Here is a 25255-nt window from a genome sequence, read left to right as displayed (position 1 = left end):
GTATTTTCAAACGTAGGTTATTGCATCTATCCATTAAAGGATGTTTCAAGGCTGAGTATTGTTTGGTTTTTTAAATTGCAAAATGCGACAAAATGTTGCATTCTATACAGATGCGTTTTATATCGCATGTAGTACAAAATCCCAGAGGGCAAACTAAACTATGGCTATCAGTATACGTTTGGATGATGATTTCGTGAATGATGTAAAAATTCATGCAGAAGCTTCAAGCAGAAGTGTACCTAAGCAAATCGAGCATTGGGCTAAGATTGGCCGTATTGCGGAGGATAACCCTGATTTGTCGTACTCTTTTATCCTTGATTCTTTACTGGCAAAAAGCGAAGTCAATAGCGGTAAGGTGTCGCGTTATGTCAGAAGGACAAAAAGATCCAAAGATTGATGTTTATGAAACAAGACGTTTCTCTAAAGCATTATCTAAGTTATCTGAGGATCTGCTTACGATAGTAGAAGATGAGATTGATAGAATAATTGATAACCCTAAAATCGGTGAGCAGAAGAAAGGTGATTTAAGTTTCCTTCGTGTTCATAAATTTCAGTTAAATAACCAGTTAACATTGCTTGGTTATTGTTGGGTTGAAGGGAAATTAGAGTTATACCTGCTGAACTTTGGCTCACATGAAAATTTTTATCAGGAACAAAAGCGACACGGAAAAGCGGATTTAAAACTCATTGGATAGGGACTCTATCCATTAAAGCGCGTTTCAAGGCTGCGTATTGCGTAGCCTTTTTTATACCACTCATTCAACGAATCCTTATTCACTTAAATCAAAGACTACAAGCGGCCTATCCCATTCTTAAACAAAGTCATTGTTGTGTCATGGCATTAATCTTGCGGATATCCTGACATCTGGTATCAGATCCCTCTTGTTTAATGTAACTGTGTAAGTTACATTAATTCATAGAAACGAATCGCCTGTTATTACAGGTTCGAGAGTGAGAAAAGTAGCCTACATTCCCTGACGGGTGTTGTTATCTGGTGATGTACCTATTGATGATTTGCAACGAAGTGCATTTATTAATCTAAATGAGAGAAAAAATATGCCTACACTTTTTGACCCAATTCGCATTGGTGATCTCGACTTGCCAAATCGCATCATTATGGCTCCTCTGACACGTAGCCGTGCAGTAGGAGAAGGGCGTGTCCCTAATACGCTGATGGCGGAGTACTATGTTCAGCGGGCTTCTGCCGGTTTGATTATCAGTGAAGCGACTTCAGTAACCCCACAGGGAGTTGGCTACGAGAATACGCCGGGTATTTGGTCGGATGAACAAGTTGCTGGTTGGCGGTTGGTTACGGATGCTGTGCATGCTGCCGGAGGGCGTATTTTTATACAGCTTTGGCATGTGGGGCGGATATCGGACCCTGCTTTCCTTAATGGAGAACGGCCTGTGGCGCCAAGTGCAATTGCGGCCGATGGTCATGTCAGCTTATTACGACCAAAACGTCCTTTCGTGGTTCCTCGGGCACTTGAGTCTGAGGAAATTCCTGGCATTGTCGAAGCATTCAGACGTGGAGCGGAAAATGCGAAAGCGGCAGGATTTGACGGAGTAGAAATACATGGCGCCAATGGATATTTGCTCGATCAATTCTTGCAAGATAGTGCTAATCTGCGCACAGATCAGTACGGGGGTTCGGTAGAAAATCGGGCTCGGTTGCTGCTGGAGGTGACAGACGCTTGTATTTCAGTTTGGGGGGCATCGCGCGTCGGTATGCATTTGGCGCCACGTGGTGGACATTACTCTATGGCGGATTCTAATCCGGTGGTGACATTCGGATATGTAGCAGGTGAACTGGGTAAACGTGGTATTGCTTTTATTTTCTCGCGTGATGCCATCGTTGATGGTGACTTAAGTAAGGTGATAAAAGAGGCTTTTGGGTCAACCTATATTGCTAACGAGGAACTTACTAAAGCGAGTGCCGAGCAAGTTCTTGCTGACGACTGGGCTGATGCAGTGGCTTTTGGTCAATTGTTTATCTCTAATCCAGATTTACCTCACCGGTTTTTAGTTGAAGCACCATTTAATGAACAACAACCGGAAACTTTTATGGTTCCTGGTGCCATAGGCTATACTGATTATCCAGCGCTTACCTAGGTAAGGGGATATCTTACCCGTAATGGATAGCCTAACATGAAAGATATTCGAGTTATTTTCCGGGGATGTTAATTTAAAGCTCCAGTGGCGCTTTTTTGTTGAACGTCTCAAGATATCCGGCCGGCTCATTTTATAAGAGCCGGTCATATTTCATTGCAGGATAATTTGAAGGAGAATGATAATGTCAGATTCATTAAATGTATCTATTGTTCGTCGTTTTTACGACGCTATGGGGGATGTTGATGTTCTTCGCCAGATTATGGCGAATGATATTATTTGGGATGTTACCGAAGGATCTCGGTATGGTGGGATTTATGAAGGAATTGAAGATGTATTAAATAATTTCTTTGTGCCATTTTTAAATGATATTGATGAGTTTGTTGTAGACAGTTCTGAATATTTTGAGTCAGATGATCATGTCATTGTTTTGGGTAATTATTTAGGACGGGTGAAGCGTGGTAAACGATTTATTTCTCGTTTCGTTCATATATGGACAGTGCGGGATGGGCGGTTAGTTAAATTACAACAAACTGCCGATACGCTTCAGATTGAGCGTGCTTATGCAGATTATTCTATTCGGTAGCATTAGTTATCATGCTTGTAACCTTAACTGAGCCAAATAATAGCATACGGTGGCAAAACGGGAGGAGTAGGAATGTTAATCAGACAAGTTAACATTCTGAATTTCATTCATTGTTATGTGACGAAATTAGTGACATACTACACGGTCTTTTTATTCATACTCTGCTATTCTTTCATAACATCCTTAAGGTATATAGGATCCTCCAGTGCCAACATCTACCCGTTTTGCTGTCGCTATTCATATTCTCACCGATATCGCGCTTCACCACGGACAAGCCGTGCGTTCTGAAGATATCGCAAAAAGTGTGAATACTAACCCGGCTGTTGTTCGTCGGCTCTTAGGCGCCCTTGCGGAAGCTGGCCTGACGTATTCGCAAATGGGGCAGGGAGGGGGAGCATTACTCGCCCGGTCGTCGAAGCAAATCTCATTATTAGATATTTATCGCGCAGTTGAAGACCCTTTGTATTTTACATTGCACCGCTCTAAACCTAATCCCAAGTGTTATATTGGGCACAATATCACCCCAGTATTAGAAGATGAATTCTCGCGTGTTACCGGTGTGCTGGAAGCCGCCTTGGCTGAAACGACAGTGGCTGACATAGTAAATAGGGTTGAAGATTATGCGGGTTTTTCTTTTACGCCACATGGTCTAAGCCAGTAGGTAAAGCAGGTAAAATAGTTACCACGGCTGGCTATAGGCTTTAATCACAATTGATGTCTCGTCAGGGCGTTTTTATTTTGTTAAGCACTTTGTCTAGGCTCGAACTTATATGAAAACAGGTGATATTGGTTGTTTTGATATTTTGTTTCATCTTCACCTTGTTGATCGAGCAGTTTTATCAGCAATTTTCCGGTGTCCCTGCCTATTTGGGGATAATCAATGCGAATTGATGTCAGTGTTGGCTGTGTGTGGTCACAGTTATCTGAGCCTTCCAGACAAGCAACAGCCAAATCAGTGGGTATCTTAAGCAGACGCCGCTGGCATTCAAACATGACACCTAGGGCAATGACTTCATGACTGCAAATCACACCTTCCAGTTCAGGTTGACGTAATAACATCTCAGTCATTGCCTGGCGACCAAATTGCATGCTAGCAGTATCCGAGGTAGTGATACTTTGGTCAGCATTCTGATAGTGATGCAGCATGGCTTTATGCCAGCCATTAATTTGCTGATTGCGTAAACGGCTGTCCATTTGGGCGCCAATATAACCGATATGCTTGCGGCCATTATTCAACATATGTTCAGTCAACGTATAGGCAGCCGCGGAAAAATCGGTTTCTATATTAATAGTCGTCTGCTGTTGATGAGAGCCCGCAACATTAATAATGGGAATATTGATATGAGAAATGTTACTGTAGGTTTTATCCGCCAATTGCGAACCGAAAATCACCAATGCTGCTGCATTGCTTTGCAGTAATGTCATGATAATTTCGGCTTCTTTATGATGGTCATATTCATGACATCCAAGCAAAACTTGAAAGGCATGTTTATTCAGCACTTGTTGCAGTGACTGTATAAATGTAGCGCTGGCTTTATCTGTCAATGAAGGCACAAGCACCGCGATAATATTACTTTGGCCCGAAGCAAGTGCGCCGGCAGCACCATTTGGGATATATCCCAATTCTTGTATAGCTTGTTCAATTTTTTCTCGTAATTTATCCGATACCATTTCTGGTGTTCTCAATGCGCGTGAAACTGTCATTGAACCGACACCGGCATACTTAGCAACATCTTGTAATGTTACTCGCCCTGTATTACGGCGTTTTCGTATCTTTTTCATCAAAATATTTTTCTATTTTTTTAATTAACGGCTATGAATTTGACGATGGGATTCTACCTGATCTCAGGCAAGTCGTGGGAAAAAACCATGATGTACTTTCGCTTTCTGGTGAATTAATCAAATAACAAATGATAGCGCTATCACAATTATGAGTTACGATCATGGATAGCGCTATCATTTGTGACTAATATCACTAGCAGAAGACAGAAGGTAGATAGTGCGGAATGAGATTTTAATTAGGGGAGATTGATGCTAAAGACGTTACTCACTCAAGATGTGATCCAAGTGATACCGAATGTTAAAAATTGGCGCGAAGCGATCGCGATTGCTTGTCAGCCTTTAGTGGAAAATGGCGCCATTTCTTCTCGTTATATTGATGCTATTTATCGTTCACATGAGGTAATTGGTCCCTATTATGTTGTCGGCCCGGGAATTGCTATGCCACATGCCAGACCGGAAGAAGGGGTCAACAAATTAGCTTTAGCGTTAACTGTGATTAGCAAAGGAGTGGAGTTTGGGTCGGAAGGAAATGATCCGGTTAGTTTGTTGATTGTCTTAGCAGCAACTGATAGCAACAGCCATATCGAAGTGATCGCTCAACTTGCCGAACTATTTGATAATCAACAAGATATTTCATTACTGATGAGTGCCAAAAGTAAAGAAGAAATTCTTGCCGTGATTAACCAGTATTAAATCGTTATTTTTTGCCATGGGGAAACTGTATGAAAATCACTGTTGTTTGCGGACATGGGTTAGGTACCAGCTTGATGATGGAAATGAGCATCAAAAATATTCTGAAAGAGATGGGAGTAGATGCCAGTGTTGATCACGTTGATCTGGGGTCGGCAAAAGCCACTCAAAGCGACATTTTTGTCGGTACTAAAGATATTGCAGAACAACTGGTTGCTCAGGCAGTCGATGGCAAAATTGTTTCGCTGGACAATATGGTGGATAAATCGGCAATGAAAGTACGTCTGTCCGTGGCATTAGTTGAACTTGGTGCACTGTAACCGGGAGGTCGCCATGGAATTTTTTCATTTTCTGATGAATGATGTCCTGTCAGAACCTGCGATTTTGGTTGGGTTTATCGCGCTTGTTGGTTTGATCATGCAAAGGAAACCGGTGACTGAATGTATCAAAGGTACCATAAAAACCATTATGGGTTTTGTGATCTTGGGTGCCGGTGCTGGATTAATCGTTTCTTCACTGGGAGGGTTTGCTGAAATTTTCCAACACGCCTTTGGTATTCAGGGAGTCGTACCAAACAACGAAGCAATTGTTTCCATTGCGCAAAAGAGTTTTGGTAAAGAAATGGCAATGATCATGTTCTTTGCTATGGTGATCAATATCTTGATTGCACGTTTTACCCCGTGGAAATTTATCTTTCTGACTGGGCATCACACATTATTTATGTCCATGATGGTCGCGGTGATTCTGGCAACAGCAGGGATCAAAGGCTCGATGCTAGTGGCTATTGGTTCTGTGGTTGTTGGCGTTGCTATGGTTTTCTTCCCGGCGATTGCTCATCCATATATGAAGAAAGTAACAGGTTCTGACGACGTTGCCATTGGGCATTTTTCCTCGCTCTCCTATGTTCTATCTGGTTTTATTGGCAGCAAACTAGGAAATAAGGCCCACTCAACCGAAGAGATGAATGTTCCGAAAAGCTTGCTGTTTCTGCGTGATACACCGGTTGCCATCTCTTTTACGATGGCGATTATTTTCATGATCAGTTGCTTATTCGCTGGCGGTGATTTTGTGAGAGAAGTCAGTGGTGGGAAAAATGGATTTATGTTCTCGCTAATGCAATCTATTACCTTTGCCGCGGGTGTATACATTATTCTGCAAGGTGTGAGAATGGTAATTGCAGAAATCGTTCCCGCGTTTAAAGGAATTTCTGACAAACTGGTACCCAATGCTAAACCTGCGTTAGATTGCCCGGTTGTCTTCCCTTACGCTCCTAATGCCGTATTGGTAGGGTTCTTGAGCAGTTTTGTGGCTGGTGTTATCGGTATGTTTGTACTGTATGCATTAGGTATGACGGTCATTATTCCCGGCGTTGTGCCGCACTTTTTTGTTGGTGCGGCGGCCGGGGTTTTTGGTAATGCGACAGGGGGGCGTAGAGGCGCTATTCTCGGGGCTTTTGCTCAGGGCTTTCTGATCACCTTCTTACCCGTATTTCTGTTACCCGTTTTGGGGGATATCGGTATTGCCAACACGACATTCAGTGATGCTGACTTTGGCGCATTGGGCATTCTGTTAGGTATTATTGTTCGTTGATTGTGGAGTATCTGGATCTTGGCATTGAAACAGGGTTATAAACACCCTGTCTCTTGCCAAAATGTTGATGTAAACCTTAAGGCATCAATCAGTGCTCATGGGAATCTCTTGGTTTCATCGTTTTTATATAAAGTCTTCAACAGAAATAGAAAAGTAAATTTTCAAAAAAATGATTATTTAGTCATGTTTTTAGCCCTTTATTTTTATTTATAAAATTGTTATCCATATATCAGTTAGGGGGAATTTAAGCAAAATTCAGGTTAATTAAACAGGTCAGAGAGAAATATGTAATCATGAAATCGATTATTTATAGCAAAATATGGCCTATAGATTGAAAGTATTGGGAGGGAATATAAAGATCATAACTATTCTCTTTGCAAAGTGTTCTTAACTCAATTGCTGAGTTAACTGATAGTTTCTCATAGATACTTTCGAAATATTTCTCCACAGTGCGATATGAAATTTTCATTTCGTCAGCTATATATCTATTATTAACGCCACGGCAGAATAAAAAAATGATTATCCATTCTTTCTCTTTTAATATATTGTTAGGTTGTTGAAATCGAATTGATATAGGAATATTGTTCTCCATATAATGAGATACCGTAAAATTATGTATTTCTCTTGCGTGAGCAATTATGCCAATACACTGTTTATTTTCGTCTATTAACGGATATTTATCACAGAAATAGGATGTAGCTTGTTCATTTTTTTCTTGAGGGTAAGTGCTAAGAGATGATATTCGTTGCATACCCTGTAACACCTTATGATCATGTTCCTCAAAAAGATAAGAAAATTGATTAACTGGCGAAGGTAATTCTTTATCGGTATACCCAATAATATCAAAATCTTCAGGTAGCTTATTAGCTTTAATAAACATTTTATTTGCATAAATAAAGCGGAACTCCTTATCTTTTACAAACCACGGTTCTGAGCTTTTATCCCACATATTAGTTAATTGAGGAGTAATAAAAGGGACTTTTTTACATCCTGATTGACTCATATTTGACCTTTATAACATTATTACCTTATAAAAAATTTGAATAAATAGACGATATTTATAAGTAAGACAATAAGAACCTTTTTGGTGCATAGAGATCAAAACTATTTAGTTGGCAATATTCCTCCAGTTGTGCGTCTGAGTTAACTTTCAATTTATTATAAATCTTTCTTATATATTCCTCTATGGTTTTATCTGAAATTTTGAGTAATTGACAGATTTGTGACTTACTATATTTTTGCAGAAAAAGAAAGACAATTTCCCATTCCTGTTCAGTAAGAAGATGAGTTGGCGATTGAAACATAATAGAAGCAGATAGTTTACTGTGAAATAGCCGAGTCAGTGAATTATTCTGAACTTTCCAGGAATGGAAAAGAATACCGATGCATTCACCTTGATCATCATAGAGTGGAAATTTTTCTTGGAAATAAGATGATAAAACTTTATCTCGCCCAAATACATGCGTCTCTAATGATAAAATACTTTCTCTATTTTTTATTACCTGCAAATCATGTGTAATAAAATCTTTGGCAGATTTATTGCCACTCCAGGGAATATCACTGTCATATTTACCTTCATAATCATAGTTGGCATTTATATTTTGGAGTTTAATTAATGCATTATTACCATAGAGGAAACAGGAAGACTTATCTTTTATTCCCCACGGTTCATTGCTGACTTCCAAGGTATTGATTATTTGTAGTGAAGTAGTCGAATTTTTTCTAGTCATATTTATGTAATATTTTGATTTAGGAGAACATAATGCTTTCTTGTTGTAAAAATTTTTCTGGTGTGTCGAGAGCAAAATCGTTTGCTTTATTTGCATGAAAGAGAGTACCAATACGATGCCGTGAATCCTCATATTCTGCAATAGGTGAGGGTAATTCATTTGCTGAAAATTTGGTAATATCAGAACTTTCAGATAAGTTGAGTTGTTGGCAAAAAATCGGATTGGCATAGGTAAATTTTGGCTGGCAATATTTAGCTCTCCAAAGATCATGGCTTTTTTTCCACATGTAAACTAATTGCGGAGTGATATTATTCTGTTTATTTGTTATATTTAACATGACAACTCCTTAATGAGTATTTAAATCATTATCTGAAGAGTTTTTCTACTTATTTTATTTAAAATAACCTGATTATATAACAAATTGCAATAATTAATTTGTAGAAAAATAGAATTTATCGATTTTTACCTGTATCTGTTAATTGAATAATTTATTATTCTATGTAAAAATACCTCTATGTGAGAAAATCTATACCTAATAGATTTCGAGTTGCAGCGAGGCGGCAAGTGAATGAATCCCCAGGAGCATAGATAACGATGTGACTGGGGTGAGTGAAAGCAGCCAACAAAGCAGCAGCTTGAAAGATGAAGGGTATAAACATTAATATTGTTTAATGCTAAAATTATTTAGATAGTTCTATGTAGGTTTGATTTAATACTTAACATCTCTTCCTGTGTTTTTATTTTCCTTGGCTGTCGAAATCATATTGTATGGTTTGTGCTCAATGAATTAAGACGTTGCCTGTAATAATAGTCAATCGATGAGCATGATCAGATTAGACTCGAATGAAGTTATTTCGTTGATTTTCGCATCGAAATAAATTGCCTCGTCATACAGTGCAAAGTGCACATCAGCCGTATTTGCCTGTGAAGGAAGGGTGCATTCAGGCCGTCCTTTGAAGCAGGAACCAGACACTGAGCGATCAGCAGTTACCCACTAACGGGAATCCCCCTCCTGAGTCACGAAGTGTGAAGGTGGGGGAGGATGATTCTTTTCATTAAATTTCTGTTCCTTGCGATGGATATTATTTGACTACATAAAACTAAAGATACAGATTAAGAATAGCAGCACAGGAAGGTAAAATAACACTTATCCGATTGTTTTAAATAACAAATAATGGGAAAGGCAGCATGTAACTTTTAAACATGTGAATACACTCGCAAACCAATTTTGTTTCAAATGATTGGCGGAGGAGGGCAATAATGAGTCATAATATTGAGGTTTAAAAAATTTATAACAGGCATCATTGATGACGGCATGGATAAAATCTAGTAATGGCTTGGAAAGCTGAATATTATATCTAGCTGATATACCGGATCATTCTGCATAAAGGATCGTCTACTCGTGTTACCAGTTTGTTAAATTTGCTGCCTGCCGGTCTCTCTGGCAAAGATAGAGAGATTAAATGTTTATCGGAAGCTGGCAAACATTGCTGCATCAACATCCTTCCTTAGTGATTTGAACCAGAAATCAATCTGATTGACATGCCCTTTTGTTAAAATGGTTATTGGGCCTATCGCAGCGATTTTTGTTGGTAATTCTAGCCAAAAAGCCTTGTTTGGCGGGGGGCGGTTAATTGAATCACTATTTTTCTTTTGACCTTGTGATGGTAAGAATAGGGGGGATTACCGGAGAACAGACATTGAATATCTATCCATTACGCGGCTTGAGCATAGATCAAGTACAGAAACAGAAGTTTATACAGTCATCTGCCGCTATTCCGGCGCAGGTTTAATTACTATGGGGGATTTAGGGTTGGTTCCGGGTCTTAATCAGTTACAGATAACGCAGTGTGTTACATGCGTTGAAATAAAGAATATTTGGGATAGACCATAATGGGTCAACGAAGACATCTAACGCAATACGAAGTGGAAAGAATGCTGGAAATGGCGAAAAAGAGCTCCAATGGGGAGCGCGACTATTGTCTGGTATATATGAGTTTTGTTCATGGCTTACGTGTTAGTGAAGCCAGGTATTTACGGTTATCTGATCTGGATTTGGATGATGGAAGTTTGTACATCCGGCGTTTAAAAGGTGGATTTTGTACTAATCACCCTCTTTTGGGTTATGAAATCCAGGCGATCAGGGAGTGGCTTAAAGTCCGTAAAACCTTTAAAGGGGCAGAAAGTGATTGGTTGTTTCTGTCACGTACTGGGAGACCGCTGACACGCCAGCGCATTTATCAACTTGTTAGTCAATTAGGGCGATTGGCTAATATTGCCGTGGATTCGCATCCACATATGTTGCGCCATGCTTGCGGTTTTGCCCTTGCGGATAGAGGGATAGATACTCGGTTAATACAAGATTATCTTGGGCACAGCAATATTCGCCATACTGTGCGGTATACTGCCAGTAATGCAGAGCGTTTCCACGGTGTTTGGGGTGTAAAAAGGAACCGGGATCGAGAATTACACTTTGATTATGTCCCAAAGGAAAATGCTTGTTCAATTGAATAAGCGATTCTGATGTATGCGCCTGTTAAGGCGCATATATAAAAACTATCTTAAACAGTGTGACTTTTAATATTTTCATACGGATAGTTTCTTACCATTGTCTTAGTACTGTAGAGGTTGGTGAATGGCAAGCGAGTTATTGGTTTACCAAATCCCTTAAACCGGAGGTAGGCAAAAGACGATGGCAGGGAAAATGTGAGTAATCTCAAAAAATTGCGATTTTATTTCACATAAGTATTGAATAAAAATTAGTCATATCCCACACTCGTTGAAACGTTTCAGTTTTTTATCTCTTTTCTTTTTATTGGACCTAATGCTTTTTTCTCTGCGTAAACTGGAACGATTCTATTTTCGGTAATAGGGAGAAAATGATGTTCCAGTTGGCTCTGCAAAATATCCATACTGGTGCAATTGCGACCAGTAAAGAGGATGCCATTCGCCAGGTAGCGGCCATGCTAGCCGCGAGTGGTAATGTCAGTGATACTTATGTTGACGGCATGCTGCAACGTGAAAAGCAAATTTCCACCTACCTTGGCAACGGTATTGCCATGCCTCATGGCACGCTAGATACCCGTGATCGGGTACTGAAAACCGATGTACAGGTATTTCATTTCTCACAGGGTGTTGAATGGGATCAGGGAGCGATGTGTTATGTGGTTATTGGTATTGCCGCGCGTTCCGATGAGCATTTGGCACTACTGCGTCAGTTAACACACCTACTGAGTGATGATCGTATCGCCGAACAGCTAAAAACTATTGAGTCAGCACAGTCACTGCATAGCTTGCTAATGGGAGAAGTTCAGCAGGTTGAATTTAAATTCGATACCAGCCTGATTACGCTAGATGTTAATGCCCGCGATCTGATGACACTACAGGCATTGAATGCCGGGCGGTTACAGCAAGCGGGGGCAGTGGATACGGCCTTTGTTAGCAAAGTGATTAACAGTAAACCACTGGATCTTGGGCAGGGCATTTGGCTCAGTGATAGTCCCGACGGTAACTTAACTAGCGCTGTGGCAGTGAGCCGATTATTCACGCGGGATAACGAGCCGGTGGTGATGTTGCTGACTGTTGCGGTTGCCGACGACCAGCCGCTAAATGTGTTGCATCACCTAAGTAACTTGTTATTAGCACAAAAAGCGGAATGTTTGCTGAAAGCTGATGCGCCGACAGTGCTGGCATTACTGACCAGTGGCGTACTGGCGCAGAGCACAATATCCAGCGGGGAATTTGTCCTGTGTAACGAACATGGCTTACATACTCGCCCTGGTGCTGTGTTGGTTAATGTTATCCGGCAATTTTCCAGTGGCATTACCATCATTAATCTTGATGGTACCGGTCAACCGATCAGCGGTCGTAGTCTGATGAAAATCATGGCATTGGGCGCTAAAAAAGGCCATCGGCTTCACGTTACCGCCAATGGTGATGATGCGCGGCAGGCGATAGCGGCCATTGGTGAAGCGATTACTTCTGGTTTGGGGGAGGGGCCGCGTGAGTAGCAATCCCTAATTCGCCGTGATAATGGTGCACGTCGATCCACAACCCTTTTAGCTAACAGCAGGAGAAGTATGATGAAAATGCTGCTTATCGTTGATCCTTCACTCGGACTTGCCGGAAGTTATCTGGTGAAAACTATCCTTAGTGCCGCGGCGGCGGAAAACAGACTGATACTAACAGAAGATCCAGCAGAGGCCGATTTGGTGGTGGTGACCGGCGGTCGCATCCCCACCGATAACACATTGAACGGTAAGCTCGTTTATCTCGGCGACACAGAACAGGCGTTGCATGCGCCAGAGAGTTTCTTTCAGCAGGCAAAAATCGATGCACAGCCGTACCAGTTACCGGCTACTGACATCAGTTGTGATACAAAACGGATTATCGCGGTTACTGCTTGTCCTACAGGGGTAGCACACACCTTTATGGCCGCCGAGGCCATCGAAACCGAAGCCAAAAAGCGCGGCTGGTGGGTAAAGGTGGAAACGCGAGGCTCAGTAGGTGCGGGCAATGTTATTACGCAGGAAGAGGTGGAAAAAGCGGATCTGGTGCTAGTCGTTGCAGATATTGAGGTAGATCTGGCGAAATTTGCCGGAAAACCTATGTACCGTACTTCCACCGGGCTGGCGTTGAAGAAAACAGCGCAAGAATTTGATAGAGCGTTAGCCGAAGCCAAGCTTTTCGAGCCGGAAGGGCAAAATGTTAAAACTGACCAGAGGGAAGATAATGCAGGTCTCTATCGTCACTTGTTGACGGGCGTCTCTTATATGTTACCGATGGTGGTGGCGGGTGGCCTGTGCATTGCATTGTCATTTGCTTTTGGCATCACCGCATTTAAAGAATCGGGTACATTGGCGGCGGCGTTAATGCAAATCGGTGGTGGCTCGGCTTTTGCTCTGATGGTCCCTGTATTGGCGGGTTACATTGCTTTTTCGATCGCTGATCGTCCCGGTCTGACGCCCGGTTTAATTGGCGGCATGTTGGCAACTAGCACGAACGCGGGATTTATTGGTGGAATTATTGCGGGTTTTCTCGCCGGTTACGTAGCGAAGTTGCTTAATACCAAAGTGAAATTGCCGCAGAGTATGGCAGCGTTGAAACCGATCTTGATCATTCCGCTATTTGCTAGCCTGATCACTGGCCTGATTATGATTTACGTTATTGGTAAACCCGTCGCCGGTATCATGGCGGGGCTAACGTATTGGCTTTCTCACATGGGGACAACCAACGCACTCCTGCTAGGAGCCATTTTGGGTGGGATGATGTGTGCTGATATGGGAGGAGCGATAAACAAAGCTGCCTATGCGTTTGGTGTCGGCTTGCTGAGTTCGCAAACTTATGCGCCAATGGCTGCCATTATGGCAGCGGGGATGGTTCCTCCGCTGGCTATGGGAGTGGCGACACTGATTGCCCGGCAGAAGTTCGATAACGTTCAGCGGGAAAGTGGTAAAGCCGCATTGGTGTTGGGTTTATGTTTTATTTCCGAAGGCGCGATTCCCTTTGCTGTCCGCGATCCGATGCGTGTGCTCCCATGTTGTATCGTTGGTGGCGCGGTGACTGGAGCGATCTCCATGGCAGTGAGTGCTCAGTTGATGGCACCGCACGGTGGCCTGTTTGTGCTGTTGATTCCAGGTGCTATCACACCAATACTGGGTTATTTGATGTCGATTATTGCCGGTACCTTGTTGGCGGGATTGATCTATGCACTGCTTAAGCGTCCAGAAACGACCACGACTAAAACATAAAAACAGAAATTATTGGTTATCAAACTAAAATTATTGAAATTGCAGAAAATTACCTATTTATTCGTGACCTCATTCGCATTTTTGCTATTTTCCGATTGTTATTTGCCTGCTTAAATTGGATATAAATACATTCAAAAAAATGAAGAATTATTATGAGTCATGGGCTGCTTAAAAAAGAGGGGGTTGCTCAGGCGTGTCTGGCACGTTATCTGCTAGGTGAGCGCTGTGGTAATCGGTTGAAAACGATTGAAGAGCTGTCATCTGACTATGGGTTGTCTGTTGGTCTGGTTCAGTTTGCATTAAAAAAACTGGAGAGTTCTGGCGCGGTTTATGTGGAACGGCGGGGGCGCAATGGCAGCTATTTGGTCGGTATGGATCACAAGGCACTGTTAGCCCATGCTGATATTAGTAACGTGGTTTGTGCAATGCCGCTGCCTTATACCCGGTTGTATGAGGGGCTGGCGAGCGGTCTGAAAGCGCAATTTGAGGGCATTCCATTTTACTTCGCCCACATGAGAGGTTCAGATGCTAGGGTGGAATGCTTGCGTAATGGTATTTATGACTTGGCAGTGGTATCACATTTGGCGGCGCAAACTTATCTGGAACAAGGTGATGTTTGTACTGTACTTGAATTGGGGCCACATACCTATGTTGGCGCACACCAACTGATTTATCGTAAAGGAGGTGAACATAATATCCGTCGTGTTGGGTTGGATCATCGTTCCGCCGACCAGAAAATCATGACTGAAGTGTACTTTGCCGGGCAGGATATCACGTTGGTGGATATTTCTTACCACGAGAGCCTGTATAAGGTAGCGAAAGGTGACATTGATGCAGTGATTTGGAACGTTAGCAGAGAAGTTGAACTCAGTTCCAGGGAGCTTATTGCAGTACCGCTCCGTGGAAGTGCATGTTTTATCCAAGCCTCTGAAGCGGTAGTTTTAACCAGAGCTGATGACATTCTGATTCAACAACTTTTACGTACTATGGTGAATAAAACAGAGTTGTTGGCTCATCAACAACGTGTACTGGCAGGCCAGCAGGACCCAAGTTATTAATTTGGCATGGATGGAGTTAACGAAATGGAAAATCGACTGAATCTGCTCTGTCAGGGAAATGTCATTGATCAGGATATCTGTGATGGCATGTTACAAGTTGTGGCGCAGCTTGAAAATAATTGGGAAATTCCTGTCAAGAATGCGCTAGGGGAAATAGTAATAACACATATGGCTAATGCGTTGATGCGCTCACGCCGGGGAGAACAAATCGGTTCAATGGATGTTGAGCTGCTGATGGAAGTACGTCAATCGGGTGTCTTTTCTCATTTGCAAGCGATAAACGCTTCGCTGTTGGCACATTTTGACGTGCAATTACATCCCTGTGAGGAGGGTTATCTGCTAGCAAACTTGTTTAGCCTTTGGGCGGCAAAGGGGCAGTGGTAGCACAACAACAGAGATGAAGGGAATTTTTTTTCCATCAAATATTCAAAAAAATGATGATTTAACATCTAGCTTATTGCAATGGCATTGATCGCCGAAGGAGTACAGGAGGTACAGCATGTTTATGCATGCGCTGAACAAACAAAATCCGGCACTGATTGAGGCAGCCCAGATGTTGTGGGCACGAGGGGTTTTACTGCCTGATACTTATGTTATCGACGTTGATCAGGTTTTAGAAAATGCCAGACGATTGCTTGCGGTAGCGGAGCATCATGGTATTGCGCTCTATCTGATGACCAAACAGGTTGGGCGTAACTCTTGGTTGGCACGTAAACTGATAGAACTGGGTTATCAGGGTGTCACCGTGGTGGATTTTAAAGAAGCCAGAGTCTTGATGAATGGCAAGATCCCGGTAACTCATGCAGGCCATCTGGTACAGATCCCTCGAAGTATGGTCTCCTCGGTGATGCAGCAACATCCGGAAGTGATCACAGTATTTTCTTTAGAAAAAGCGGAGGAAATTTCCAGTCTGGCGCAGCGTGAGGGAAATGTGCAACGTATTATGCTGAAAATCTATGATGATCATGATCATTTATATCCAGGTCAGGAAGCGGGTTTTCACTTGTCGGAATTGCACACTATCGTTCAGCGCATTATGGCAATGCCCGGTGTAAAACTGACGGGGTTGACACATTTTCCTTGCTTGCTGTGGCAAGAGGATCAGCAGCAGACACTGCCGGCGCCAAACTTATTGACTTTACTAAAAGCAAAAGACATTTTACGCCAAACTGGGGTTGAGGTGACGCAGATAAATGCGCCGTCGGCGTCAAGCTGTAGCACACTGCCGTTACTGGCAAAGTATGGTGTTACCCATACCGAGCCTGGACATGCGCTAACAGGAACAATCCTTGCCAATTTTCGGGGAGAGCAGCCAGAACGTATTGCTATGCTCTATCTGACGGAAATATCCCACCGATTTAACGGTAACAGTTACTGCTATGGGGGCGGTTATTACCGTCGTGGACGGGCGCATAACGCGCTGATATTCCTGCCAAACGGCCAGATCACCACCACTCACCTGTTACCGATGGATGACACCAGTATTGATTACCATTTTCCTCTGAGTGGTGAATTTCCGGTCGGCTGTGCTGTCGTATTGTGCTTTCGCACCCAGATATTTGCTACTCGCAGTGATGTGGCATTGGTTAGCGGTATCCAGTCAGGGCATCCGGTCTTGGAGGGGCTTTATGACAGCCAGGGAAACCCCATCCCGATTAATGGAGAAAATAGCCTATGACTAGATGCATCTCCACTCTGTTCGTCTTCGGACCGTCTTACTCATGACTCAGCAAAACAGAATTGACGCATCCGGCTATACCTATGCACATGAGCACCTGCATCTCGATTTATCGTCATTTAAAAACAGCATTGACTGCCGGCTGGATCAGTACGACCTGATTTGTGAAGAGATGAAAACACTGGTCAGCTTGGGTGTACACAATATTGTGGAAATGACCAATCGTTACATGGGACGTAACCCACGGTTTATACTGGATTTGATGCGGGACTCCGGCATTAATGTAATAGTTTCAACTGGCTATTACCAATCTGCCTTTTTTCCTGAACATGTAGCACATACTACGGCTCGACAACTGGCGGATGAAATGATTGCTGAGATTGAGCAGGGTATTGACGGTACGACGCTGAAAGCCGGAGTGATTGGGGAAATTGGTTCCAGCAAGGGGGTGATTACGCCTGATGAAGAGAAAGTATTTTATGCTGCGGCTATAGCCCATCTGGAAACCGGGCGTCCTGTTTCGACCCATACGACATTAAGCACGATGGGTCTTGAACAACTGGCGTTACTGAAAAAGCACGGTGTAGATGCTGAACGGGTAGTTATTGGTCACTGTGATCTTAAAGATAATCTAGACAACATCTTGCGCATCATTGAACAGGGGGCCTACATCCAGTTCGACACGATTGGCAAAAGAGATTACTACCCGGATGAAAAGCGGATCGCTATGTTACAGACCCTGGCCCAACGTGGCTTACTTAACCGCGTCATGTTATCGATGGATATTACCCGTCGTTCTCACTTAAAAGCCAATGGTGGCAATGGTTTTGCCTATTTAATCACCACCTTTGTGCCGATGCTAAACCGGGCGGGATTAACGCAAACCGATATTGATTTGATGTTACGTGATAACCCAACGCTATTTTTCAAATAAAGGAAAAACATATGAGATTTGTTATTGGAGGACAAATTGAGAAAGAAAAAATTGCTGAAACTTTACGCCGTCTGGCCGGGGATAAAACCTCATCCATTACCGTGATGGGCGATATAGATGCCGCTATGGCGCTTAAGAGTGGTCATGCGGATTACTATTTGGGAGCCTGTAATACCGGTGGAGGCGCTTTGGCAATGGCAATTGCTATTGTTGGTATTAACAAATGCGCCACCATCAGTATGCCAGGCAAGATCCTGCTTGATGAAGAAATTATTGCCCATGTTAACGCCGGGAAGACCGCATTTGGTTTTACGGGTCAGGATATAGACGCGGTTATTCCGGTGATTATCAAGGCTATTTTTTCTTCATGAGGACAGGAAAATGGAATATGAATTTTTCAGCCGTTTAATGGAAATTGATCCGTTTAAAGCGGGTTTGTTGGCGGTGATTGGTGGGATATCCGCCATGATGGCTAACCGTGGTATTGCCGTATTTCATGATGGGCTACGTCCTTTAATGCCGGAGCATCTGGAAGGGCGTATGAATCGTAAAACCCTGGCTGCCACCAGTTTTGCCCTAAGTTTTGGGCTGGTTATTGGCTTTGGTATTCCGTTCTCGTTGACCGCCCCGATTATTCTGGTGCATAGCTTATTATTGGGAACCGATGTCATTGGTACTTGGTGTGCAAACAGTAAAAAAGGTTTCATACTTTCTGCTGTTTTGGGGGCGCTGTATGCCGTTGCCTTGATGACCGGTTTACGATCCGTGGTCGATATCTTTGCCCATTTGCCGGTTAATTTCATGGGCAACCTGAGTAAAGTTGGCGATCCTATCGTAGCCTGCTTTGCACTGTTTCCGGCGATTGTTGTGGCCTATCAATACGGATATGGCAAAGGAATATGGGTGCTGATTGCGACATTGGTGGGGTATATCGCGACGAAAGCGGTAGGAGCATTGAGTTTTGGTGGGGCTCTGAGCAAACCGGTGCAACTGGATCCTAACGGGATAGCCCTGCTGATCTCGATGATTGTGATGTTTTACTTTGCGATGAAACAGCGTGCTCCCAAAGCTGGCGAGGGATCTGCTCCGGCCAAAGGCGCGAATGAGATGCTGGTTGGACTATTCTCCACGCGGATACAGCGTATTCAAAACAACATCTGGTTGCTGGTATTAAGTGGTGGTTTGACTGCGGTAGCGGCTTCGATGTCACTCAGTCTGCTGGCGGAAGGTCCGGTATCACTGCAACTGATGGCGCAGGGAGAAGGGGCTAATGCCATGTTGGTGGCGCTTGCCAGGGCGATCAGCTTTGTGCCGTTAGTTGGTATGACCGCTATTGCTACTGGGGTTTATAGTCCGGTCGGCATGAAGTTCGTGTTTGTCGCCGGGTTAATCACGAATAATCTGTGGATTGCCTTCATTGCCGGTAGTTTGATTATGTTTATGGAAATCAAACTGCTGGCGAGAATTGCTATCTGGTTGGATAAATATCCCGGAGTCAAAGCTTGTGGTGAGCATATTCGTACGGTTATTACCCGCATGTTGGAAGTTGCCTTATTGGTGGGGGGAATGATGGCTGCCAACGCCATTCTGCCGGGCATGGGATTTATGGTGGTGGCGGGTATTTATCTACTCAACCGTACGGCTAAACGTCCTTTGGTTGAAATGGCGATTGGGCCGATTGCAACGATTGTGGTTGGTGTGCTAGCTAACGTCATCTATCTGGTAGGTATCAGTTAATTGAATAAATTTCCCCCTTTATTTTTAAAAATATAAGGGGGAAATGTGGGAGAGCAGATATTGAACACCTATCCATTACCTAGTCTGAGCATGGAGCAAGCGCAGCACAAACAGTTTCGTTTAGTTGATATTATCTGCCGCCATTTTCCCGGTGCGGATTTTCTCACTACCGGAGATTTAGGGTTGGTGCCGGGATTGAACCGGCCACAGATAACGCAACGCGTTGAACAGGTCGTTGCCGATTTCTTTTCTGCTGAGGCTGCTGTGTTAGTGCAAGGGGCGGGAACCGGGGCAATACGTTGTGGGCTGGCGGCATTACTTAATGCGGGTGATAGCCTGCTAGTTCATGATGCGCCGTTATATCCCTCGACAGCGATTATTGCTGAGCAGATGGGTTTGCATCTGGTGCGGGCTGATTTCAATCAATCCGAACAAATACGGACTGCGATTTTGCAACATTCGCCGGTGGCGGCGTTGGTACAACACACACGACAGAAAATTGATGATGCTTATGAGTTGGCAGAAGTCATATCACTGCTGAATGCCGCATCACTACCAGTTCTGGTTGACGATAACTATGCTGCCATGAAAGTGGAACGTATCGGTTGTGAATGGGGTGCTGCGTTATCGGCCTTCTCTAGCTTCAAACTGTTTGGCCCGCAAGGTGTCGGTGTTGTGGTCGGTCAACAAGCGGCAATAGAGCGCATCCGGCGTAGTATGTATTCCGGTGGCAGTCAGGTACAGGGATTTCAGGCATTGGAAGTATTGCGTGGATTGGTATTTGCCCCAGTGATGCATGCTGTGCAGGCTCAGGTGAGTGAAACATTAGTGTCTCAGCTTAATCAGGGAGCTATTCCTCAGGTAAAACAGGCGTTTATCGCCAATGCGCAATCGAAAGTATTGCTGGTGGAGTTTTACGATGAGATTGCCGAACAAGTACTTCATGTTGCTCATAAGCTTGGTGCACTGCCATATCCGGTGGGTGCTGAATCGAAATTTGACATTCCACCACTGTTTTACCGGTTGTCCGGTACATTCCGTCAGTCTGATCCCACGTTAGAGAGACGGATGATAAGGATAAATCCCAATCGAAGCGGTGCGGAGACGGTAATAAGGCTCCTGAGTCAAAGTTGTGCACAAGCCGTCGCCTTACGATAATGAAAGGCTAAGAAACAAGCAGAAAATTATTCTGGATGCAGTGACATCCGCCACAATGGGCGGTATATACCCTTCATCTTTCAAGCTGCTGCTTTGTTGGCTGCTTTCACTCACCCCAGTCACATAGTTATCTATGCTCCTGGGGAATTCATTCACTTGCCGCCGCGCTGCAACTCGAAATCTATTAGGTATATATCGTCTGTCATCCAAAATGTGTGCAATATTTTCTGAGTATGGGGAAATCGATATCAAGGCTTATCGATCCTGAATTAATGCAAAAGTCGGTGATATCATTAATTGTATTCCTAATTATTAACAAAATTAATCAATAAATAAGTCGTAGTTAATAGTAAAATCAATTAGCTATAATATAAAATGGCCTATGGATAGAAAATACCTGGGTGGAATATAGAGATCATAACCTTTTTCTTTGCAAAGTAATCGTAACTCTGTCACTGAACTGACAGATAATTTCTCATAGATACTTTCAAAATGTTTTTCCACAGTATGGAATGAAATATTCATTTCAGTGGCCGTATCATTATTATTCATGCCACAGCAAAATAGAAAAATAACCATCCACTCTTTCTCATTTAGCAAATCATTAGGTGGTCTGAGGCAGGCTGACGTTGGTATATTGTCCTTAATATAATGATAAACCGTAAAGTGCTCTAATTCTCTGGCGTGAGAGATAATGCCGATACAGTGATTATCTTCACTCATCAATGGATATTTTTCGCAAAAATAGGATTTAGGTGGTCGACCATTACCTTGAGGATAAGTGCCGACAGAGCATACTTTCTGCATACTTTCTAAGACTCTGCGATCATGTTCTTTAAAGTGATGAGCAAAACCATTAACGGATATTGGTAATTCTTCAACGGTATATCCTATAATATTGAAGCTTTCCGGTAACTTGATGACTTTAATAAAATTGGTATTTGCATAAATAAAACGGGATTCCTTATCTTTTACAAACCAAGGATCAGGGCTTTTGTCCCATATATGTGTTAATTGAGGGGTAATAAAAGGGACTTGTTTTAATCCTGATTTATTCATAAATATCCTTTAAGATAATTATTGCTTTTTTAAATTATTGAATGTAAATTTTTCATTGAAAGAAAAGCATATTTCCATAGAGTTATATATTTTATCAATAAATAATTAACAAAGGTAGTATGTAGAAACTGGGAAATAATACGTAATCTAAGACAATAAAAACCTTTCTGGGATATAGTGATCAAAATTATTGGCTCGACAATACTCTTCCAACTGTTGACTAGAGTGAATCCCGATTTTACGGTATATCCTTGTCATATGTTCTTCAACCTCACGATAGACGATATTCAATATTTTCTCAATTTGTTTTCTGGGGTGTTTCTGTAAGCAGAAAAAGATGATATCCCACTCCCGCTGAGTAAAAAGATCGGAGGGTGGTTGGAGTAGTATGGATGGTGGTAATTTATCATAATATTGATATAGGCAGGTCAATGAATACTCTTTGGCTTTCCACAGATGGTACATAATTCCCATACAATTACCATTGTTATGATAAAGAGGCAATTTTTCACAGAAATAGGATGACAAAGTTTGCTCTTGCCCAAATACATGGGTTTCGAGTGAACAGACTCTTTCGCCTTTAGTCATGACATTTTTATCGTGGATAATAAATTCTTTGGCGAACTCAGCGCCATCCCAGGGCAATTCATGATCATAAAGTCCTTCATAATCAAATGACTCTTTAAAATTATGAATAAACTTCTTTGTGGCTGAATTACCGTAGATAAAGTTTGAAGAACTATCCTTTATTCCCCACGGTTCATTGCTTATTGCCATTGTATTAATAATTTGAGGCGATATTGCATAGTTCTTCTTCATATTAGTAAAAACTCCTTTGTAATCTAAGGGCTATAGAAATGTTCTGTTGCCAGGTTGCACAAATCTTTTTGGTACATAGAGATCATAATCATTGGTGCGACAATACTCTTCTAATTGGTAACCAGAGTGGACACCAATCCGTTTATATATACGCGAGATATGGGTTTCAACCGTACGATAGGAAATATTTAACATTCTACCGATTTGCTTACTAGTATATTTGTGTAACATCAGGAAAATAACATCCCATTCCCGTTGAGTAAAGAGATCAGTTGGTGGTTGGAACATAATATTGGCTGGCAGTTTTCCACGAAATAGTCGGATGAATGAGAAATCCTGAACTTGCCAACCGTGATATATCGTTCCTATACAGCTTCCGTCTTCATGATAGAAAGGATATTTTTCAAAGAAGTAGGATGACAGAATTTGTTCTTTAAAAAATTTATGTGTTACAAGTGAACATATTCGTTCTTCCTTTTCCATCACTATCTTATCATTGTCCATGTAATCTTCAGCAAATTCGGCACCATCCCAAGGAAGATCATAATCATAAAGACCCTCATAGTCAAAGGAACGTGAAATATTTTGAACGCGATTACATGCTTGATTAGCATAAATAAAGCATGAGCTTTTATCTTTTATTCCCCAGGGCTCATTACTTTGCTCCATTGTATTAATAACCTGAGGGGAGATTATATAGTTTTTGTTCATATTAGTGAGACTCCTTTTTAATCTAAGGGCTAAAGAAACATTTTGCTTTCTGGATGTACAAATCTTTTTGGCACATAGAGATCATAATCATTGGTGCGACAATATTCTTCTAGTTGATAACCGGAGTGAACACCAGTCCGTTTATATATGCGTGAAATATGGTTTTCAACCGTACGGTCGGAAATATTTAACATTCTACCGATTTGCTTATTGGTATACTTGTGTAACATTAGGAAAATAACATCCCATTCCCGTTGAGTAAAGAGATTGGTCGGTGGCTGGAACATAATAGATGCCGGTAGTTTTCCATAAAATAACCGGGTGAATGAGAAATCCTGGGCTTGCCACATATGATATATAGTTCCTATACAATCCCCGTTATCATGGTAAATAGGGGTTTTTTCACAAAAATAAGATGATAGGAATTTATCTTTGCCAAACAGATGTGTTTCAAGAGAACATACTCTTCCTCCTCTTTCCATTACACTTTTATCATGAGCAATAAATTCTTTTGCAAATTCAGCTCCATCCCAGTCGAGTTCATCATCATAAAGTCCTTCATAATCAAATGATTTTTTAAAGTCATGAATGAATTGTTTTGTTGCTGAATTACCGTAAATAAAGCATGAATTCTTGTCTTTTATTCCCCAAGGATCATTACTCTGCTCCATTGTGTTAATAACCTGAGGGGAGATTACATAGTTCTTATTCATATTATTAACAACTCCTTTTAATCCAATGGTTAAGGGAACATTCTACTTTCTGGATGTACAAATCTTTTTGGCACATAGAGATCATAATCATTGGTGCGACAATACTCTTCCAATTGGTAACTAGAATGAACACCAATCCGTTTATATATGCGTGAGATATGGGTTTCAACCGTACGGTAGGAAATATTTAACATTCTGCCGATTTGTTTACTGGTATACTTGTGTAACATTAGGAAAATAACATCCCATTCCCGTTGAGTAAAGAGATCGGTCGGTGGCTGGAATATAATATTGGCTGGCAATTTTCCATGAAATAGCCGGGTTAATGAGAAATCCTGAGCTTGCCAGCCATGATATATCGTTCCCATACAGCTTCCGTCTTCATGATAAAGAGGGTGTTTTTCAAAAAAATAAGACGAAAGAATTTGTTCTTTTCCAAAAGTATGTGTTAGAAGCAAACATACTCTTTCTTCTTTTTCCATCACCTTTTGATCATGAGCGATGTATTCTTTGGCAAATTCAGCCCCATCCCAGGGGAGTTCATGCTCATAAACTCCCTCATAGTCAAAAGAGCATGAAATATTTTGAAGACGCTTACATGCCTGGTTGACATAAATAAAGCATGAATTTTTATCTTTTATCCCCCAAGGTTCATTACTTTGCTCCATTGTGTTAATAACCTGAGGTGAAATAATTAATTTATTGTCCATGTCATCATTCCTCTTTCTAGTCTTAAAGTTAGATTATTGATATTTAATCTTATAATCAATTTAACTCTAAACTACCAATAGTGACGAATCTTGCCGGAATATAAAGATCAAGTTTATTTTCTTTACAGAAATCTTTTATACCCAAGAAACTTCAAGATGCAGTTTTTAGCACCTGAAAATGGTCGTTAATTCTAGACGTCAGCGAGTCCGCTATATCAGGTAACGTTGTGGTGAAAAATTTGAAGACTTTGTCTCGAAATTCATGCTTATCAGCGAAATAACGGTTATTTCGAACCTGTTCATTCATGACCTTCCATAATCGCTCTATCGGGTTTAAATTTGGGCTGTATGGAGGAAGGTAATGTAACTCAATATTGCTAACATAAGCCCACTCCTTCACAAGATGAGCTTTGTTGTAACCCGCCCCATCCCCCCATCCAC

29 protein-coding genes and 1 pseudogene are annotated in these 25255 nt (G+C 42.0%); 19 read left to right on the top strand and 11 right to left on the bottom strand.

What is annotated here, in order from left to right:
* Nucleotides 1-160: 160 nt before the first annotated feature.
* From D3222_RS00160 to D3222_RS00140, 5 genes are all read left to right on the top strand, one after another.
* Nucleotides 161-397 (top strand): TA system antitoxin ParD family protein, encoded by a 237-nt coding sequence (locus tag D3222_RS00160; protein ID WP_118984295.1) that lies wholly within the window; start codon nucleotides 161-163, stop codon nucleotides 395-397.
* Nucleotides 366-695 (top strand): type II toxin-antitoxin system RelE/ParE family toxin, encoded by a 330-nt coding sequence (locus D3222_RS00155; protein ID WP_118984294.1) that lies wholly within the window; start codon nucleotides 366-368, stop codon nucleotides 693-695. Before D3222_RS00160 ends, D3222_RS00155 begins: the two co-directional genes overlap by 32 nt.
* A gap of 361 nt (nucleotides 696-1056) precedes the next feature.
* Nucleotides 1057-2112, top strand: a complete 1056-nt coding sequence (locus D3222_RS00150) for an alkene reductase (protein WP_118984501.1) — start codon at nucleotides 1057-1059, stop codon at nucleotides 2110-2112.
* 181 nt (nucleotides 2113-2293) lie between these two features.
* Entirely contained in the window at nucleotides 2294-2695 is a 402-nt protein-coding gene (locus D3222_RS00145; protein WP_118984293.1) for a nuclear transport factor 2 family protein, read from the top strand.
* Between the two features lie 205 nt (nucleotides 2696-2900).
* Nucleotides 2901-3356, top strand: a complete 456-nt coding sequence (locus D3222_RS00140; RefSeq protein WP_118984292.1) for an Rrf2 family transcriptional regulator — start codon at nucleotides 2901-2903, stop codon at nucleotides 3354-3356.
* An 80-nt stretch (nucleotides 3357-3436) separates the two neighbouring features.
* Here D3222_RS00140 and D3222_RS00135 read toward each other — a convergent pair whose 3' ends face one another.
* Nucleotides 3437-4477 carry a LacI family DNA-binding transcriptional regulator gene (locus D3222_RS00135; protein ID WP_118984291.1) on the bottom strand — a complete coding sequence of 347 codons (1041 nt, stop codon included), beginning with the start codon at nucleotides 4475-4477 and terminating at the stop codon, nucleotides 3437-3439.
* A gap of 249 nt (nucleotides 4478-4726) precedes the next feature.
* On the opposite strand from D3222_RS00135, the gene D3222_RS00130 reads away from it, so the two are divergent.
* Genes D3222_RS00130 through D3222_RS00120 form a run of 3 tightly spaced genes read left to right on the top strand, consistent with a single transcriptional unit; the run spans nucleotide 4727 to nucleotide 6757 of the window.
* Nucleotides 4727-5170 carry a PTS sugar transporter subunit IIA gene (locus D3222_RS00130; RefSeq protein WP_118984290.1) on the top strand — a complete coding sequence of 148 codons (444 nt, stop codon included), beginning with the start codon at nucleotides 4727-4729 and terminating at the stop codon, nucleotides 5168-5170.
* Nucleotides 5171-5199: 29 nt separating this feature from the next.
* Complete coding sequence (locus tag D3222_RS00125; RefSeq protein ID WP_118984289.1) at nucleotides 5200-5487, top strand: PTS sugar transporter subunit IIB; 288 nt, start codon at nucleotides 5200-5202, stop codon at nucleotides 5485-5487.
* Nucleotides 5488-5500: 13 nt separating this feature from the next.
* Nucleotides 5501-6757 (top strand): PTS ascorbate transporter subunit IIC, encoded by a 1257-nt coding sequence (locus D3222_RS00120; protein ID WP_118984288.1) that lies wholly within the window; start codon nucleotides 5501-5503, stop codon nucleotides 6755-6757.
* 307 nt (nucleotides 6758-7064) lie between these two features.
* On the opposite strand, the gene D3222_RS00115 is transcribed toward D3222_RS00120, so the two are convergent.
* The 4 genes and pseudogenes from D3222_RS00115 to D3222_RS25755 form a co-directional block, all read right to left on the bottom strand.
* On the bottom strand, nucleotides 7065-7760 hold the full coding sequence (locus tag D3222_RS00115; protein WP_118984287.1) for a helix-turn-helix transcriptional regulator: 696 nt from the start codon (nucleotides 7758-7760) through the stop codon (nucleotides 7065-7067).
* A gap of 55 nt (nucleotides 7761-7815) precedes the next feature.
* Entirely contained in the window at nucleotides 7816-8487 is a 672-nt protein-coding gene (locus D3222_RS00110) for a helix-turn-helix transcriptional regulator (RefSeq protein ID WP_118984286.1), read from the bottom strand.
* A gap of 19 nt (nucleotides 8488-8506) precedes the next feature.
* Nucleotides 8507-8824: a hypothetical protein gene (locus tag D3222_RS00105; protein ID WP_118984285.1), complete on the bottom strand. Its 318-nt coding sequence runs from the start codon at nucleotides 8822-8824 to the stop codon at nucleotides 8507-8509.
* A 474-nt stretch (nucleotides 8825-9298) separates the two neighbouring features.
* Nucleotides 9299-9409: pseudogene (locus D3222_RS25755) on the bottom strand (MurR/RpiR family transcriptional regulator); the annotation flags it as partial.
* A gap of 712 nt (nucleotides 9410-10121) precedes the next feature.
* On the opposite strand from D3222_RS25755, the gene D3222_RS24890 reads away from it, so the two are divergent.
* From D3222_RS24890 to D3222_RS00045, 11 genes are all read left to right on the top strand, one after another.
* A complete protein-coding gene (locus tag D3222_RS24890) occupies nucleotides 10122-10280 on the top strand; it encodes a hypothetical protein (RefSeq protein ID WP_157975257.1) in 159 nt (52 codons plus the stop codon).
* 100 nt (nucleotides 10281-10380) lie between these two features.
* Nucleotides 10381-11001 (top strand): tyrosine-type DNA invertase, encoded by a 621-nt coding sequence (locus D3222_RS00090; RefSeq protein WP_118984284.1) that lies wholly within the window; start codon nucleotides 10381-10383, stop codon nucleotides 10999-11001.
* A 368-nt stretch (nucleotides 11002-11369) separates the two neighbouring features.
* On the top strand, nucleotides 11370-12497 hold the full coding sequence (fruB, locus tag D3222_RS00085; RefSeq protein ID WP_118984283.1) for a fused PTS fructose transporter subunit IIA/HPr protein: 1128 nt from the start codon (nucleotides 11370-11372) through the stop codon (nucleotides 12495-12497).
* 72 nt (nucleotides 12498-12569) lie between these two features.
* The gene (fruA, locus tag D3222_RS00080) at nucleotides 12570-14237 is read left to right on the top strand and encodes a PTS fructose transporter subunit IIBC (protein ID WP_118984282.1); all 1668 of its coding nucleotides are present in this window, start codon (nucleotides 12570-12572) and stop codon (nucleotides 14235-14237) included.
* A gap of 152 nt (nucleotides 14238-14389) precedes the next feature.
* Nucleotides 14390-15295: a GntR family transcriptional regulator YhfZ gene (gene yhfZ / locus D3222_RS00075; protein WP_118984281.1), complete on the top strand. Its 906-nt coding sequence runs from the start codon at nucleotides 14390-14392 to the stop codon at nucleotides 15293-15295.
* Between the two features lie 24 nt (nucleotides 15296-15319).
* Nucleotides 15320-15679, top strand: a complete 360-nt coding sequence (locus D3222_RS00070; RefSeq protein WP_118984280.1) for a PRD domain-containing protein — start codon at nucleotides 15320-15322, stop codon at nucleotides 15677-15679.
* 115 nt (nucleotides 15680-15794) lie between these two features.
* Nucleotides 15795-16973, top strand: a complete 1179-nt coding sequence (locus tag D3222_RS00065; protein ID WP_118984279.1) for a YhfX family PLP-dependent enzyme — start codon at nucleotides 15795-15797, stop codon at nucleotides 16971-16973.
* 43 nt (nucleotides 16974-17016) lie between these two features.
* On the top strand, nucleotides 17017-17907 hold the full coding sequence (locus D3222_RS00060) for a phosphotriesterase-related protein (protein ID WP_118984278.1): 891 nt from the start codon (nucleotides 17017-17019) through the stop codon (nucleotides 17905-17907).
* Between the two features lie 11 nt (nucleotides 17908-17918).
* Nucleotides 17919-18278, top strand: a complete 360-nt coding sequence (locus D3222_RS00055) for a DUF2620 domain-containing protein (protein WP_118984277.1) — start codon at nucleotides 17919-17921, stop codon at nucleotides 18276-18278.
* 10 nt (nucleotides 18279-18288) lie between these two features.
* Entirely contained in the window at nucleotides 18289-19644 is a 1356-nt protein-coding gene (locus D3222_RS00050; RefSeq protein ID WP_118984276.1) for a YhfT family protein, read from the top strand.
* A 60-nt stretch (nucleotides 19645-19704) separates the two neighbouring features.
* Complete coding sequence (locus D3222_RS00045) at nucleotides 19705-20802, top strand: aminotransferase class V-fold PLP-dependent enzyme (RefSeq protein WP_118984500.1); 1098 nt, start codon at nucleotides 19705-19707, stop codon at nucleotides 20800-20802.
* A 363-nt stretch (nucleotides 20803-21165) separates the two neighbouring features.
* Here the strand turns inward: D3222_RS00045 and D3222_RS00035 are convergent, their stop codons facing one another.
* From D3222_RS00035 to D3222_RS00005, 6 genes are all read right to left on the bottom strand, one after another.
* Nucleotides 21166-21861 carry a helix-turn-helix transcriptional regulator gene (locus D3222_RS00035; RefSeq protein ID WP_118984274.1) on the bottom strand — a complete coding sequence of 232 codons (696 nt, stop codon included), beginning with the start codon at nucleotides 21859-21861 and terminating at the stop codon, nucleotides 21166-21168.
* Nucleotides 21862-22008: 147 nt separating this feature from the next.
* A complete protein-coding gene (locus tag D3222_RS00030) occupies nucleotides 22009-22680 on the bottom strand; it encodes a LuxR C-terminal-related transcriptional regulator (RefSeq protein ID WP_118984273.1) in 672 nt (223 codons plus the stop codon).
* Between the two features lie 30 nt (nucleotides 22681-22710).
* Entirely contained in the window at nucleotides 22711-23391 is a 681-nt protein-coding gene (locus D3222_RS00025) for a helix-turn-helix transcriptional regulator (RefSeq protein ID WP_118984272.1), read from the bottom strand.
* Between the two features lie 29 nt (nucleotides 23392-23420).
* Complete coding sequence (locus D3222_RS00020) at nucleotides 23421-24104, bottom strand: helix-turn-helix transcriptional regulator (protein ID WP_118984271.1); 684 nt, start codon at nucleotides 24102-24104, stop codon at nucleotides 23421-23423.
* Between the two features lie 29 nt (nucleotides 24105-24133).
* Nucleotides 24134-24814: a helix-turn-helix transcriptional regulator gene (locus D3222_RS00015; protein ID WP_118984270.1), complete on the bottom strand. Its 681-nt coding sequence runs from the start codon at nucleotides 24812-24814 to the stop codon at nucleotides 24134-24136.
* Between the two features lie 151 nt (nucleotides 24815-24965).
* A partial coding sequence (locus D3222_RS00005; protein ID WP_198672711.1) for a transposase occupies nucleotides 24966-25255 on the bottom strand: 290 nt, incomplete at its 5' end.

Source organism: Photorhabdus sp. CRCIA-P01, from assembly GCF_003545805.1.
Taxonomy (GTDB): Bacteria; Pseudomonadota; Gammaproteobacteria; order Enterobacterales; family Enterobacteriaceae; genus Photorhabdus; species Photorhabdus antumapuensis.
Note: the sequence above shows the minus strand (reverse complement) of the source record. Positions and strands in the feature narration are given on the sequence as shown.